Origin of the sequence: Aeromonas sp. S9(2024) (genome assembly GCF_041403185.1) — a bacterium.
GTDB classification, from domain to species: domain Bacteria; phylum Pseudomonadota; class Gammaproteobacteria; order Enterobacterales; family Aeromonadaceae; genus Aeromonas; species Aeromonas enteropelogenes.
In genome coordinates, this window is record NZ_JBGLRE010000002.1 from 102,857 (window position 1) to 116,963 (window position 14,107).

Sequence of the window (14,107 nt, forward strand, 5' to 3'; positions counted from 1 at the left end):
TACCGCACGACCAAGGGATCATTGCAGTATCTGTGAGGAAGCCCTGTTTCTGTCCTTGCAAGTCGCCCCGGTGCAATCCCAGGAACGGAAGGGCGACAAGGTGGCCTGGCGATCCTGAGCCTGACTCGCATCGAGATTGAGCGTCAAGCCACTGAAGCGATTGACCAGGCGATAGCTGCCATCACGGCGCTCACTGCCATCGTCACGGCTAATCACAGTCGGCACCTTGATCCACTGCGCGCTCAAGCACTCATCGGCGGTGGCATCCTGACAAGGATTATCAAGCAACCCGACCTCGGCTCCCCACTTTCTCAAAACGTTGACCGCCCCGCTGCCGGTCACCCCCAAATATCGTTTTTGCGCCGTATTCCCGGTTGGATAGGCCACCACAGAATAATAACCATCCTGCCTATCCTGTAATCCCCAGGACATATCACCCTCGCCCGGTTCTTTTTTCACCGTCAGGTTGAACTTGTCATCTGCGGTCAATACCTCGCCGTCACGGTTTTTAAGCAGAGTATTTTCCAGTATGGGCGAGATCTCTTCTTGTGAGCGCTGGAGGGTCACATCGATATATTCACCACCATATTTCTGGCACTCAACATAGCAATAGGTCCGGAAGGTTTTTCCCACGATAAAATTGGACCTTGTCTGAACCTGCGGATCCATCATGAAGCGATACCAGGAGCGGGTGACATAGCTGTCCAATGTCAGCAACTTCTCCCACTTCTGGCTCGACAGACTATCGGTCACGTAAAGCGCCAACGGCGCCTTGCCCTCATTTTTCGGCCCTGACGATGGCTCGGGGGTTGCCACATATTTTTTCAGATAACTATTCCACGCCACATTGATCACTCTTAATGGCGAATTGACCAGTTTGCCCTGCCCGGCCAGCTCGGATGCGGTGCCGCTCATGGTGACAGGGTCATATTCGGGAGTGAAATACCCCTTGGGGGACAACTCTACCGACACTATGTTGCTGGCGGCACCGGCATTACCCAGGGAATAGTCATCCGCAGAGAATGCTTCCCACTTTCCATCATGATATTTTCGCCACGTCTCTGGCGACATTTTCCCCGAGATCGGGGCCCTCATGACATGCTCCTGCATGAAGGAGCTGAACCCGGACCAGCCGGACAGATTCATGACCCGACTGGTATAGAAGAGATAAAAATAACCGGAGGCATAATCCACGAACAGACGAGGGTCGCCACCACCGTAATTGTAAGTTTGCCCCAGCGCTTCGTCTCGCGAATCCGCCATGCCATATTGGGAGGTCTGGATGACATCGGTGACGGCCCAATTCAATCCTTTATCCGTGGATTTGACCAACTCGATAGCATCATACCTGGGAGTCAGACCAAAAATTTCGTCATGCAGCAAGCCATACCAGTCCCCGCTATCCGGATCGACCCAGACATCCATCAAACCGCAGTAATTGATATAGTCATAGCCACTGCCACGAGGTTTTATACGCTTCATCAAGGGAGTATTGGTACATAACGGAACCGTGTTCTGTACCGTTGCCTGGTCGTAGATCTGTTTTATCTTTTCATAATCCCCCAGCTTGTCTTTTATATTGTCGCTTGCCCCCTGGTAGTTTTTGGCGCTGAAAAATCGCCAGGCATGATCGGCATTATTGGGATTGTATTTGTTATATTGCGAGAGGGTATCGTGATACAGGTATTTCCCGGTTTCATCAATAAATGAGAAACCCGGTGAATCATTGACCAGAAACACCTGCTCGGGAGACGTATGTTCAGCTGTCACCGCAGCCCAGACATATTGAAAGGAGAAACAACCGAGACCTATTATTCCACTTATCATAAATCGCGTGTGTTTTTTCATGGCAAACCTCATGTGACAATATAAATCGATGCTGCCGTAAAAATACCGGCAACATCGTCAATGATTTACATGCAGGTCACTCTGTTTTTATATTTATCCAGATTGACACGGTTCGTCTCGGCGGCCTCTGCGGCATTGACCGAGCGCCATAGCAGTGGTTTTTGATCCAGCCTGAGTATCTGTTTGACACATTCACAAACCAGGCTGTTCAGGATCGTAAAACCAATAATGGAAGAGATTGAACCGGTGGCAAAATCATGATGGGGAACGGGCACGATGGCATCTCCCGGCACACCGCCCATATCCAGCAGGTAATCGCACACGTCCGCCAGTTTTTTACCACTCTGATGCCGGGAGCTGACCGAACGGGTAAAGGCAAGAGACGTCAGCCCGATCACGGTCAAGCCTCGCTTCTTCCCTTCCATGGCAAACTCGACGGGCACAGGGTTGCGGCCCGAAGTCGATACCACGATCAGAATGTCCCCCGCCCGCAACTCTTTTTCGGCATCCAGCACGACGGCGGCCAAGCCATGCTGCCGTTCGGCAAAGGTGCTCATGGGGGCATAGGGGGCTAATGCCAATACCGGTGGCAGAATCGCATTCACCTGCACGAGACCACCCGCACGGTAATACATCTCATGGGCAAACATCTGTGAATGGCCACAGCCGGTGACATGGATCATGCCATCCTGGATGATGGTCTGCGCCATCGCCTTGGCACACGTCTCTATTATTGCCTGCTGCTCCTTCACGACATCCATATGCTGCAGCAATCCGGCCACATATTTTTTGTACATAGTATTCCCTCCCTCACAGGCAGCTGACCCGTCCTTTCATGGACAAAATATGTTCTTTGTTTATCTCATCGCCCCTGTCGAGATTGGAACTCACCCACACGAGAGGGGTCAGGCCGGATTCGGCCAGATTGCATACTGTCTGCGTCACCAGCGCCTGGATGACGGTGAAACCGATCACGGACGAGACAGGGCAACATTTTTCAGACAAGCCCTCCAGCTCGATAACGGCATCCCCGTAAGGAATATGCAGATCGATCGTCACATCGGCGATATCGCTCAGGAAGAGACCGGAAGAGTGTTTCGGTGTTGTCTGCCTGCTAAATGCCAGTGACTGCAATGCAATCACCGGCAAGCCCCGTTTTTTGGCGGCCAATGCTATATCCACCACGGGGATGGTGCGGCCCGCTATCGACGCCAATATGATGCAGTCATTCGTCGAGACGCATTGATCCGCAAAAATAGTGGAACCGATCCCCTCCACCTCATATATGTGATCGGAATAAGCCTGGGTACGCGGCGCCGTCGCAAAAATATGGGGTAATAGCGGGTTGATGGGCACCAGACCGCCAGCCCGATAAAAAGTCTCCATGGCATAGATATGGCAATGACCGCCAGATACATGGATCACACCATCCTGTGCAACGGTGCGGGTCATCAGGTTTGCTCCATGCAAAATATTGTTTTCTTCACTCTTCATCACCTGCTCGATGATGATTTTGCATTCCTCTAGATAGCTAATCATTATTCTCTTTCCCTCACTGGCTCAAAGTATTCCGGCGTAATGAAAAATGATCGAACCGGCGATCATGCCAAGCATGATTTTCACAGGCGACAAGCCATGCATAATCAACTGGTAACAGCAGGCGACGACAACGAGCGGCAAGATATTGGGCATTATCTTGTCTAACAGTCCTTCCTGAAGACTCAACGCCGTCTCGCCCAGAGGGATCTTGACGTCCAGTTGAACCCGGACAAAGGAAGCCGTCAGCGCCCCCACCACCATCAGGCCAAGAATGGTGGCACCGCGACTAAAGGCTTCACTCTGTTGTTTCAAGGTGCTTAATGCATTGAGCCCCAATTTATAGCCATAATTGAAAAGAGGCACCCATATCGAGAATCTCACCATATTGAACAGCACCAGAAAAATAAGCGGTGCTATATAGACCTTATCCAGGGCCAATGATGCTGCGATGGAGGCTGTAATAGGCAGCATGGTCAACTGGCACATGGCATCACCAATACCGCCCAATGGCCCCATGGCGGCCACTTTGAAGGTTCGAATGGTTTCTATGGGTTGCTTGCCTTTTTCCATGGCCAAAATAACCCCTTGCATAAAACTAACCAGCCAGGGAGAAGTATTGAAAAATTCATTGTGCAACCGGAGTGACAATGACAGATCATGTTTGTTTTTATGGATCCGCTGCAATGCCGGCAACATGGCATAAAGAAATCCGGATGATTGCATGCGTTGATAATTGAATGAAGCCTGCACCCACAGCATCCGCAGCCAGGATTGCCGCATCAATTTTTTATCCAGAACGATTTCATTGCCCTGATCGAGATATTCATCATCGTTTTTGATTTCATTGGCTTGCTGTGACATGTCAAATTCCCTCATCCATCTGTTTATCCTCAGGTCGGGTCATGCTTTGTTTGCGTTCGGCCTGGTTGAAATAATCGATAATGGCAACCGACAAACCGAGCAGCGCAATGGCAATCACCGGCAGTTCCAGGAAGGTGACGCAAATAAAACCGATGATGAAAAATGGAATATATCTCTTTTCTTTCAACATCATTTTCAACAGCATGGCAAAACCGAGCGCAGGCATCATGGCACCGGCAATGCTTAATCCTTCGATAATACCCTTGGGAACCTGCTCGACGATCGTTTTGGCAACAACGTCCCCATAATAGGTTGGAATAAATGCGCAGATGAAGAAGGTAAAGAAATAGGCCGCCATTCCCAGATAATTTATTCGCTCGATCCCTTTTATATCGCACTCTGCGGCCATTTTATCGACCCTGGCCATCAAGGTCGCAAAGGTTGTGAATTGAATGACGGTCAACTGCTGCATCAAGATGGCAAAGGGGATCACCACCCCGACGACCGCACTGGAAGACAATCCTGACTGGATACCAAACACGACCCCGACCGCCGAGCCGATGGTGACATTGGGCGGCTGGGCGCCGGCCAACGGCACCAGCCCAAGCCAGGCCAATTCCAGCGTGGCGCCGATCTCGAGACCGGTTTTGAGATCGCCCATCAAGAGGCCGACCACGGACCCTGTGACAATGGGCCGCCCAATCATCAGTCCGGAACCATAGTAATCAAGGCCCGCCAAACCGCACCAGATGGCGATGGCCAATACAGTTATCATATCCATATCTACACCTTCACATATTGTCCAATATCGATTGGAGTGTCTGATGGATTACGCTGAATCGTGCAGGGGATCCCCAATTCAAGCAGTTCCCGAAATGTATGTTTGTCATCATCATCCAACGACACAGTGGCATGAACCTGCTCCTTTCCCTCCTTGTAGTGCATATTTCCTATATTGATTTTGGTAATGGGTACACCGCCTTTCACCAGCGTCAATGCATCCTGAGGGGTACGCACCAGAATAAATATCTTCTGGTGGCCGGCGGCCTTATGAATAACGTCAATGGTTTTTTGCAAAGTAAAAAAGCGGGTATCAAATTCACCTGCCGACATATTTGCCAGTGCTTGCTGTGCCGGATCATTGGCCACCGCATCATTGGCAAACAGAATTAAATTGCAACCCGAATGTGGCCCATGACCCACGGTCACCTGGCCGTGCAATCCTCGTTCATCAATTCGGGTGTAGACAATATTTGGCATAGTGGCATTTCCTCCCTTATGTAATTGAGATGAGTTGTTTTTATAATTTGCCGTCGCTCATACACATGCATATCTTCGCGGCGACGACCTCTTCCATGGCAGCCATCGCTGGCACCAGATACTGGCGTGGATCACTGGCATCGGGGTGACTGCCGAGAAAGGCCTTCATGGCATCGGCAAAGGCGATCTTGAGTTCGGTCGCGACATTGACCTTGCAGATCCCAAGTCCGATGCAGCGCCTCACATCGGCCTCCGGCACGCCGGAGGCGCCGTGCAGCACCAAAGGGATATCCACCTGCTGGCGAATGGCGGCGAGGCGGGCGAAATCAAGATGGGGCTCTTCCTTGTAGAGACCATGGGCAGTCCCGATGGCGACGGCCAGCGAATCGATGCCGGTACGCAGGACAAATTCGGCCGCCTTCAGCGGGTCGGTCAGGTGGGCGTGGTCTGCATCGACCACGAGGTCATCCTCCTGGCCGCCAAGCTGGCCCAGTTCGGCCTCGACACTGGCCCCCATCCGGTGACAGAAGGTCACCACGCTGCGCACTTTGGCGATGTTCTCCTCGAACGGGCAGTGAGAGGCATCGATCATCGCCGAGTGAATGCCCGCCTCGACCTTGCGACGAATGTCCTGCTCGTCCTCATGGTGATCCAGGTGCAATACCAGCGGGATGCGGTACTGCTGCGCCGCGGCCTGGCAGATGGAGACGAGGTACTCCACGCCGGCGTGACGACAGGTGCCCGGCGTACCCGCCAGGATGACGGGGGAGCCCATGCGCGCCGCCGTGCGGGCCACGACCTGCACGGTTTCCAGGTTATGGATATTGAAGGCGGGAACGGCATAACCCCGGCACTGGGCATCCTTGAGCATTTCATGGGAAGAGATCAGATACATGGTGACTCCTGTGCGCCATGGCTGACGCGAGACTCAGAGAAGAGGGGGCTGAAACAGGCTGGATCTATCTCCCTGCCCGCCACCCAGATGTGTTGTTGAGCGAGCTCATTGCCAAGGGCGAGCAGGTTGGCCTGCTTGCCGACCGAGAGGGAACCGAGGCGATCCGCAATCCCCAGCATGCGGGCCGGCGCCAGTGAGGCCATGTGGATGGCATCGGCAAGCGGTACGTCCGCAAGCTGTACCATGTTGCGTACCGCGCCAAGCAGGGTCAGTGTGCTGCCGGCCAGACCGCCGGCTTCAGTACGTACCACTCCCGCTTTCATCTCCACCCTGTGGTTGCCCAGCAGGTAGTGACCGTCCGGCATGCCGGCGGCGCACATGGCATCCGTGATGAGCAGCAGGCGCTCGCCGGCGCAGCAGTGGCAAAGCCTGAGCACGCCGGAATGCAGATGGTGGCCGTCAGCGATGAGCTCCAGCCAGGCATGGGGATGGATCAGGCCTGCGCCAACCATGCCGGGTTCCCTGTGGTGCAGGCCGCGCATGCCGTTGAAGCAGTGCACCAACCCGGTGGCGCCGGCCGAGAGCGCCGCCATGGTGGTGTCATGGTCGGCGGCCGAGTGACCCAGCATGACCCGCACATCGTTGGCAACAAGGTGACGGATGGCCTCCAGCGCCCGGGGTTTCTCCGGCGCCAGGGCGACCACCCGCAGGGTGCCGCGAGCAAGCTGTTGCAGCCTCTCCAGCTCCGGGATATCCAGCTCGCGGAACAGGGCCTGATCGTGGGCCCCCTTGTGCTCGGGGGTGAAGTAGGGCCCTTCCAGATAGCTGCCAAGCAGCTGTGCCCCCGGCATCCCGTTGGCCACGCCGTCGGCGATCCTGTTCAGGGTCTGCTCAATCTGCGACAATGGCGCAGTCACCGTGGTGGCCAGAAAGGCGCCGACCCCTTCGGCCGCCTTGGCAAGGGAGAGATGGGCCAGGGCGCCGGCCTCCTCATCCATCACGTCCACCCCGGCGCCGCCGTGAACATGACCATCGATAAGGGCGGGCACCAACAGCTCGACATCCCATTCCGGCTCGCCTCCCGTGAAGGGGTCGATGGCGGTGATGCGCCCCGCCTCGAAGGTCAGTTGCTGATGTGCCAGCCACCCCTGCTCGGTCAGCAGGTAACGGGCACGGATCCGTGAAGCCATTTAAATCCCCCCCTCCACCAAACCAGCCTGTGCTTGCTGCTCCTTGTTCATCTCGTCGGCCAGGGAGGTGAGTCCCCGATGACCGCAGGCAAGGGCCTCGATGCGAAACTCGCTGGCACTCAGATCATCGCGCTCCAGCAGCATCTCCAGCAGCAACTGCAGGTTGGTGCCGGTGATCACCTCTCGCCCGGGCACCCTCATGGCCAGCAAGGAAGCCACCCGAAAGGGGGTTCCCCCCAGCAAGTCGGTGAGAAACACGACCCCGTCCCCCTGATCCACCGTCGGGATGGCCTGGGCAAATTGCCGTTCCAGCCGGGCGGTGGTGGAGGATTCGGGAAAATCGATGGCCACCACGCAGGGTTGTTCCCCCAGGATCTGCTCCATCGCCTCTGCCAATCCGCTGGCGAACCCGCCGTGACCGCTGATGATGATGCCCAGCATGGGACTCACTCCTGTTCTGGTGATGACGGACACAGGGCCCGAACCGGTTGAAAACGTTTGCGATTTCGAGTGCAAAACAGGTTCACAGGCATAACAGGCCCCCCTCCTCGCCTCTTGCGAACATCGCCCTCTTATCCAGGCGTTTGTACGGATAGATGTTGACCCCTTGCACTACCCGGTTGACCTGCCCCGTCGGGCAGGGATTGTCCGGGCTGATGCCCAGGCACAAGGCGGTATGAAAGGCATAGAACTGGGCATAGAGCAGGTAACAGAAGGCCAGCTGGGCGTCGTCCTGTGCCAGGGTACGAGGCAGGTAGATGTGCTCCCCCTCCTCGATGCGGGAGTCGTGCCTATCTGCGATGGCAACAACCCGGGCCGCCTTGCCATCGGCACGCAGTTCGCGCAGCAGATCGAGATCGTATTGACGGGTATAGGGGTCGTTGGAGACAAACAGCACAACCAGGGTTTGCTCGTTGACCACGGACTTGGGACCGTGACGAAATCCGGTGGGCGAGTCATGCATGCCGATCAAGAGGCCGCCGGTCAGCTCCAGCAACTTCAGGGCGGCCTCCTGGGCGACACCCTGCAGGCTGCCGCTGCCAAGATAGATGACTCGCTCGGCCATGGGGTCATTCCAATCGGGGAGGCGCTGTACCACCTGGGCCAGGATAGCCTCGCTGGCGCACACCAGCTCGACACAGCCCCTTGGGTTGAATTGTGCCGGCAAGAAGACGGCCAGACAGCTCAGCATCATGCAGGTCAGGCTGCTGGTCATGGCAAAACTGCGGTCATGGGTCTGGGGCGGCATCAACAGTGCCAGAGAGTTGGCCTCCTGCTGGCAGCGTCGATAGAGCTCCCCCTCGCTATTGCAGGTGAGCACCAGGTGATAGCAGTCACTGAGCAACTGGCTGGCCAGCTCGACTGCGGCCACGCTCTCCGGACTGTTCCCTGAGCGGGCGAAGGAGATGAGCAGGGTCGGACAATCCTGCGCCAGATATTCAGCCGGATCGGTGACTATGTCGGTGGTTGCTATCGCCTCGACCCGCTTATTCAGGCGAGCCGCGAGATAAGGGGCCAGGGCGCGCCCGGCAAAGGCGGAGGTACCGGCACCGGTCAGGATCACCCTCAGATGGTCATGGCAGAGCAAGGGAGCGAGAAAAGGATCCAGCAGATGGCGACACGCCTCGACCATGGTGAGGGTCTCCCGCCAGGTGGCGGGCTGCTGGTGGATCTCGCTGGCGGTGGCCAGGCCATTGGCGAGACGCAATGTCTCAACGGAATAACCAAGGATCATCTCTGCAACTCCTTATACAACTGGGTCTAACCGGGGATGACAGGCGAACTCGTAGTGCCGCAACACCTCTTGCACCTGATCGAGAATGAGGTCGTGGGGAGTGGCCGACAGCGTGCCCTGGCGCACCTTGCGATACTGCAGGGGCATATGCTGGCTAAGCAGGGGCAAGGGGATGGGCTCGGCGGCCAGATTGGCGAGCAGTCTGGCGTAGCTGGCGTCGACCCGGCTGTCCGGCCAGTAGTAGCGAATGCGATCCGAATAGCTGTAACCACGAGCCAGACGGCACTCCCTGGCACTGCCATGGTAGTGATGGCGCCAGTAATCGGGGTGATCCAGCATCGCCTCTTCCATCACCTGACGCAGGCCCGAGCAGGCATAGGTGGGGACCAGCTCTTCTTCGATTGCAACAAGGGCAAACAGCGCCTCGCGCAGGGCAAAGGTCAGGGCCGGGCCGACCTTGAGAATGGCAAAGTGGTCGCGCACCAGCTGGCGACAAGCCGTCGGGGTCTGATAATCGGTGGAGTGGGCCTCGAACACCATGTCGGGATAGGTTTCGATCATCCGGCTGAGGGGCGCCGCCTGTTCGGGCCGATAATCGATGACACGGGTGTGATCGAACTCGACACCGGGCTGCACCACCAGGCCAATGACCCGTGGCCAGACCGTATTCAGCCCTGCGCGGACAAACGCCTGCCGGTGCGCCTCCAGGGTGTGACGAGCAGCCTGTGGCGTGGTGACGGCCAGCTCAACCAGATCGTCATGGGCGCCCCCCGGCACCGGCACTTCGGTACCGATCACGTAGACCAGATCGCTGCGCCCGAACCGGGCCTGGCAGGTCTCTTCGGCCACCCGTGCCAGACGAGCGGCCCGCTCGGCGACCAACTCATCGCTTAGGGGCACGGCATCTCCCTGGCAGGGCATGCTGCAATCGAGATGGATTTTCTTGAAACCGGCGGCGACATAGCTGGCGATCAACTCGTCGGCATGAGCCATGGCCTGGTCGGCCGGCTCCCCTTGCCAGCGATTGGGCCCCAGATGATCGCCCCCCAACATGAGGCGGTGCACCGGGAAGTCGCACACCTTGGCCAGCCGATACAGATGGTCACGAAAATCGGCGGGCGTCATGCCGGTGTAACCGCCGTATTGGTCGACCTGGTTGGAGGTCGCCTCTATCAGCAACAACTCATTCCCTGTGGCGGCCAGGCGCATGGCCGCCTCCAGCACCAGCGGGTGGGCGGAGCAGACGGCATAGATGCCGACCGGCTCCCCCTGCTTATGTCTTTCGATCAACCCCTGCACCGATTTCATTGCACCACCATTGACTATTTAATCATCAAAACAGCTTTCGATTTCTTTCCAAACCATAGACTTTAGATGCATTCAACGAAATGAAAGCTTGTTCAAATCATGAACAGGATCACGAATGGAAAGGTATTGAAAGACTAAAAGAGGGGAAAGGAGCGCGACCAGGCTAGGTGCGATGAGTGAAAGCTTGCTTTGCAAAGGCCCCTGGGCATTAATATGAAAAACGAAAAATAACGAAAGTGGTGGGCTCACCACGACACTCCGGCAGAAGAGCTTATGCAGACAACCGAAAAGAGCGTGCTCGGTACCAGCGAGCGGCGGGAAAAAATCATTCAGCAACTGCGCGCCAATGGCAGCGTACAGGTCAACGATCTGGCCAATCACTATCAGGTGTCTACCGTCACCATTCGCAACGATCTGGCCTTTCTGGAACGCCAGGGAGTGGCGGTGCGCGCCTATGGCGGCGCCCTGCTCTGCGAGCCCAATCAGGCGCAGGCGGTGCCCGAGCGCACCATCGCCGACAAGAGCGTACTCAACACACCGGTCAAGCAGCGCATTGGGGCGCTGGCCGCGACGCTCGTCCACCCCGGCTGTCGCCTCGTGCTCGATTCGGGTACCACTACCCTCGAGGTGGCACGCCATCTGCGCGCCCATCACGACATTCTGGTGATGACCAACGGCATGAACGTGGCCAATGCCCTGCTGGAGGCCGAAGGGGTCGAATTACTGATGACGGGGGGGCATCTGCGCCGCAAATCGCTCTCGTTTTATGGCGCCCAGGCCGAGCAGTCCCTGCAGAACTATCACTTCGACCTGCTGTTTCTCGGGGTGGATGGCATCGATCTGGAACGGGGCATCAGCACCCACCACGAGGATGAGGCCCGCCTCAACCGCTGCATGTGCCAGGTGGCCGAACGGATCATAGTGGTCACCGACTCCAGCAAGTTCCGGCGCCTGAGCCTGCACAGGATCATCGACACTCATCGCATCCACACCCTGATCACCGATGACGCCCTGCCCGCCGAACTGCTCAACGGCTTGCGCCATGCCGGGATCGACGTGCTGCTGGTACCGGCTGACGCCCCCTAGAGGCCACGGGGGCATCAAGCCCCCTCGGTCACCGTCAACGTCATGACGAGCGCCAGCTGATCACCTGGTGCCAGCAACCGCAAACCGGGATGGCCCGCCATGTGGTGGGCATTGGCGGCATGGCTCTGGGGCTCCAGACAGACGAATCCACTCGCCTCATCGGGCTGATAGAGCATCAGGAAGGCACTGTCGCTGGTCAATGTCAGCCGCTGCCGGCGAGCGGGATGTGCCAGCTCGGCCCGGCCACACCAGCCGCCATAACAGTGGTTTAGCCACCCTTGCGGGCGTCGCCAACGACGAAAGTCGAGGTGGGGAGCCAGCGTACCGCTCCAGCTTGTCGGCAGATGATCCGCCCCCTCCTGCCAGACACCGCTCGCCAGAAAACGCACCTGGGTCAGGGTATCTCGCCAGAAGAAGGGGTGGAAACCGGCGCCATAGAGGCAGGGGCTCTCTCCCAGATGAGTCAAAGTGATGCGCGCCATCAGGCTGGCCCCTTCCAGCCGATAGTCGAGCTCTGCCTGGTAGTGAAAAGGGTCGTTGTCGCTGATGAGCTGCAGCGTCACGGCGCTGCCACTCAATGCCACCGGTTGCCACTGTCGCAACCAGCCATCGCCGTGCAGGAAGAAGTCGGGATCGACGGGGCTTTCTGGCAAGCCATGCTCCTCCCCCCATAGCTCAAAACGGTTGCCCGCCACCCGGTTGGCCAGCGGCACCATGGGAAACAGGGCGCTTTGCCCGGGATCACAAGGCGCATCGGGGTCACTCTCGCGCAGCAGTGGACGCCCCTGCTCATCCTCCAGCCCCAGCAAACAGGCCCCTTGTGTTGAAACCCGCATCCGAAGATGCGGGTTGCTCAATGTGTAAACCGTCATGCGGAGGCGCTCGCCCTGGTCGACGTCAGCTCAACCTTGCCCCGGGCCAGCTGGGCTTCCAGCGCCTCCAGGGTCACCCCCTTGGTCTCGGGCACCTTGCGGTAGATGAAGATGAGCCCGGCGAAACAGATGAGGCCATAGAGCAGGAAGCTGCCCGAGGCCCCCAGCCCGGCATTGAGCAGCGGGAAGGTATAGGTCAGCACGAAGCAGGCAATCCAGAGCGCCAGGGTGCCGGCCGACATCGCCAGACCACGCACCCGGTTCGGGAAGATCTCCGAGAGCAACACCCAGGTGACAGGCGCCAGGGTCAGGGCATAGATGGCGATGGCTGCCAGCACCAGCAGCAACACCGGCAAGCCCAACACGCCGCTGGCATAGGCTGCCGCCATCATGCCGTAGATAATGGTCAGCCCGGCCGAGCCAATCAGCATCAGCTTGCGGCGCCCTATCTTGTCCACCATAGGCAGCGCAATCAGGGTAAACAGCAGGTTGATAAGGCCGGTGGCGACGATGGATTTGAGGGTGCTGTTGATGTCAAACCCGGCGGAGGCGAAGATCTCCTGCGCGTAGTTGAAGATGACGTTGATGCCGCACCACTGCTGGAATACCGCCAGTACCATGCCGATGATAAGGATGGGGCGCACCGAGGGCTTGCCCAGCTCCGCCAGCGACACCCGATGCGCCTCCTCCCCCACCAGGGTCTGGCGGATCTCGGCCAGGGTCTGCTTGGCATAGGCATCGCCGCCAATCTTGCCAAGCATGCGGGACGCCTGCTCATACTGACCATCTTTGGCCAGCCAGCGCGGTGACTCCGGCACGAAGAACATCAGCACCAGAAAGGCCAGAGCCGGCACCAGTTCTGCGCCAAACATCCAGCGCCAGCCGGACTGGCCATTCCAGGTGGCGAGAATATCGGCCTGGGTTGCGTTGCTCGCCACCGGATCGGCGATCATCAGATTGACCAGCTGGGCCGCCAGCACGCCTATGACGATGGTGAGCTGGTTGATGGCCACGAACTTGCCGCGCCTGTCGGCCGGGCTTATCTCGGCGATGTACATGGGCGAGAGCGCCGAGGCCAAGCCAATCCCGATCCCCCCCACGATGCGATAGACCACGAACAGATCGAAGCTGCCGGCGGCGGCGGTGCCCCAGGCCGAGATGGTAAACAGGATGGCCGCCAGGATCAGCGGCTTCTTGCGACCGAAGCGATCGGCCGTCCAACCCGAGATGGCAGCCCCCAGCACGCAGCCCACCAAGGCCGAACTCATGGCCCAGCCGGACTGGGCCGGATCCGTGATGGCAAAATAGGCTTCATAGAAGGGCTTGGCCCCGCCAATCACCACCCAGTCATAACCAAACAGCAGGCCACCACAGGCAGCCACCAGGCAGATCATCCAGACGTAGCTCATATTGAGCCCATTCGTATCTGATTGATTTTTCGTGCGTTCCATGACTCATCCTTATCATCTTTATCGATTGTAGGGTGCAGGGGCGCCCCTCACAGTGGCGGGGC

The 14,107-nt window shown here is 57.8% G+C and carries 14 protein-coding genes; 1 reads left to right on the forward strand and 13 read right to left on the reverse strand.

Annotated elements, in window-relative coordinates; genetic code table 11:
• Positions 1-18: 18 nt before the first annotated feature.
• The 11 genes from ACB028_RS03760 to kbaZ form a co-directional block, all read right to left on the reverse strand.
• On the reverse strand, positions 19-1,848 hold the full coding sequence (locus ACB028_RS03760) for an RICIN domain-containing protein (RefSeq protein WP_371143537.1): 1,830 nt from the start codon (positions 1,846-1,848) through the stop codon (positions 19-21).
• Between the two features lie 65 nt (positions 1,849-1,913).
• On the reverse strand, positions 1,914-2,645 hold the full coding sequence (locus ACB028_RS03765) for an SIS domain-containing protein (RefSeq protein ID WP_342012874.1): 732 nt from the start codon (positions 2,643-2,645) through the stop codon (positions 1,914-1,916).
• 13 nt (positions 2,646-2,658) lie between these two features.
• On the reverse strand, positions 2,659-3,387 hold the full coding sequence (locus ACB028_RS03770) for a sugar isomerase domain-containing protein (RefSeq protein WP_026456119.1): 729 nt from the start codon (positions 3,385-3,387) through the stop codon (positions 2,659-2,661).
• A gap of 21 nt (positions 3,388-3,408) precedes the next feature.
• Positions 3,409-4,248 (reverse strand): PTS system mannose/fructose/sorbose family transporter subunit IID, encoded by an 840-nt coding sequence (locus ACB028_RS03775; RefSeq protein WP_225631628.1) that lies wholly within the window; start codon positions 4,246-4,248, stop codon positions 3,409-3,411.
• 1 nt (position 4,249) lies between these two features.
• On the reverse strand, positions 4,250-5,029 hold the full coding sequence (agaW, locus tag ACB028_RS03780; protein WP_042027588.1) for a PTS N-acetylgalactosamine transporter subunit IIC: 780 nt from the start codon (positions 5,027-5,029) through the stop codon (positions 4,250-4,252).
• Positions 5,030-5,031: 2 nt separating this feature from the next.
• Positions 5,032-5,508 carry a PTS N-acetylgalactosamine transporter subunit IIB gene (gene agaV, locus ACB028_RS03785; RefSeq protein ID WP_371143538.1) on the reverse strand — a complete coding sequence of 159 codons (477 nt, stop codon included), beginning with the start codon at positions 5,506-5,508 and terminating at the stop codon, positions 5,032-5,034.
• Positions 5,509-5,548: 40 nt separating this feature from the next.
• Entirely contained in the window at positions 5,549-6,403 is an 855-nt protein-coding gene (locus ACB028_RS03790; protein WP_371143539.1) for a tagatose bisphosphate family class II aldolase, read from the reverse strand.
• Complete coding sequence (nagA, locus tag ACB028_RS03795; RefSeq protein ID WP_371143540.1) at positions 6,394-7,593, reverse strand: N-acetylglucosamine-6-phosphate deacetylase; 1,200 nt, start codon at positions 7,591-7,593, stop codon at positions 6,394-6,396. Before nagA ends, ACB028_RS03790 begins: the two co-directional genes overlap by 10 nt.
• Complete coding sequence (gene agaF, locus ACB028_RS03800) at positions 7,594-8,034, reverse strand: PTS galactosamine/N-acetylgalactosamine transporter subunit IIA (RefSeq protein WP_042072866.1); 441 nt, start codon at positions 8,032-8,034, stop codon at positions 7,594-7,596. It lies immediately after the preceding gene.
• A gap of 82 nt (positions 8,035-8,116) precedes the next feature.
• Positions 8,117-9,328: an SIS domain-containing protein gene (locus ACB028_RS03805; RefSeq protein ID WP_371143541.1), complete on the reverse strand. Its 1,212-nt coding sequence runs from the start codon at positions 9,326-9,328 to the stop codon at positions 8,117-8,119.
• A gap of 12 nt (positions 9,329-9,340) precedes the next feature.
• Entirely contained in the window at positions 9,341-10,636 is a 1,296-nt protein-coding gene (kbaZ, locus tag ACB028_RS03810; protein ID WP_371143542.1) for a tagatose-bisphosphate aldolase subunit KbaZ, read from the reverse strand.
• A 273-nt stretch (positions 10,637-10,909) separates the two neighbouring features.
• On the opposite strand from kbaZ, the gene ACB028_RS03815 reads away from it, so the two are divergent.
• Complete coding sequence (locus ACB028_RS03815; protein ID WP_042027597.1) at positions 10,910-11,722, forward strand: DeoR family transcriptional regulator; 813 nt, start codon at positions 10,910-10,912, stop codon at positions 11,720-11,722.
• Between the two features lie 14 nt (positions 11,723-11,736).
• Here ACB028_RS03815 and ACB028_RS03820 read toward each other — a convergent pair whose 3' ends face one another.
• Positions 11,737-12,594 (reverse strand): aldose 1-epimerase, encoded by an 858-nt coding sequence (locus ACB028_RS03820; protein WP_371143543.1) that lies wholly within the window; start codon positions 12,592-12,594, stop codon positions 11,737-11,739.
• Positions 12,591-14,045, reverse strand: a complete 1,455-nt coding sequence (locus tag ACB028_RS03825; protein ID WP_371143544.1) for a sugar porter family MFS transporter — start codon at positions 14,043-14,045, stop codon at positions 12,591-12,593. The genes ACB028_RS03820 and ACB028_RS03825 overlap by 4 nt, the downstream gene beginning before the upstream one ends.
• Positions 14,046-14,107 lie beyond the last annotated feature (62 nt).

Coding starts and splice junctions, on each gene's coding strand:
- ACB028_RS03820 (WP_371143543.1), bottom strand. CDS start 12,594: ATGACGGTTTACACATTGAGCAACCCGCATCTTCGGATGCGGGTTTCA.
- ACB028_RS03775 (WP_225631628.1), bottom strand. CDS start 4,248: ATGTCACAGCAAGCCAATGAAATCAAAAACGATGATGAATATCTCGAT.
- agaF (WP_042072866.1), bottom strand. CDS start 8,034: ATGCTGGGCATCATCATCAGCGGTCACGGCGGGTTCGCCAGCGGATTG.
- ACB028_RS03825 (WP_371143544.1), bottom strand. CDS start 14,045: ATGGAACGCACGAAAAATCAATCAGATACGAATGGGCTCAATATGAGC.
- kbaZ (WP_371143542.1), bottom strand. CDS start 10,636: ATGAAATCGGTGCAGGGGTTGATCGAAAGACATAAGCAGGGGGAGCCG.
- ACB028_RS03790 (WP_371143539.1), bottom strand. CDS start 6,403: ATGTATCTGATCTCTTCCCATGAAATGCTCAAGGATGCCCAGTGCCGG.
- nagA (WP_371143540.1), bottom strand. CDS start 7,593: ATGGCTTCACGGATCCGTGCCCGTTACCTGCTGACCGAGCAGGGGTGG.
- ACB028_RS03760 (WP_371143537.1), bottom strand. CDS start 1,848: ATGAAAAAACACACGCGATTTATGATAAGTGGAATAATAGGTCTCGGT.
- ACB028_RS03815 (WP_042027597.1), top strand. CDS start 10,910: ATGCAGACAACCGAAAAGAGCGTGCTCGGTACCAGCGAGCGGCGGGAA.
- agaW (WP_042027588.1), bottom strand. CDS start 5,029: ATGGATATGATAACTGTATTGGCCATCGCCATCTGGTGCGGTTTGGCG.
- ACB028_RS03770 (WP_026456119.1), bottom strand. CDS start 3,387: ATGATTAGCTATCTAGAGGAATGCAAAATCATCATCGAGCAGGTGATG.
- agaV (WP_371143538.1), bottom strand. CDS start 5,508: ATGCCAAATATTGTCTACACCCGAATTGATGAACGAGGATTGCACGGC.
- ACB028_RS03765 (WP_342012874.1), bottom strand. CDS start 2,645: ATGTACAAAAAATATGTGGCCGGATTGCTGCAGCATATGGATGTCGTG.
- ACB028_RS03805 (WP_371143541.1), bottom strand. CDS start 9,328: ATGATCCTTGGTTATTCCGTTGAGACATTGCGTCTCGCCAATGGCCTG.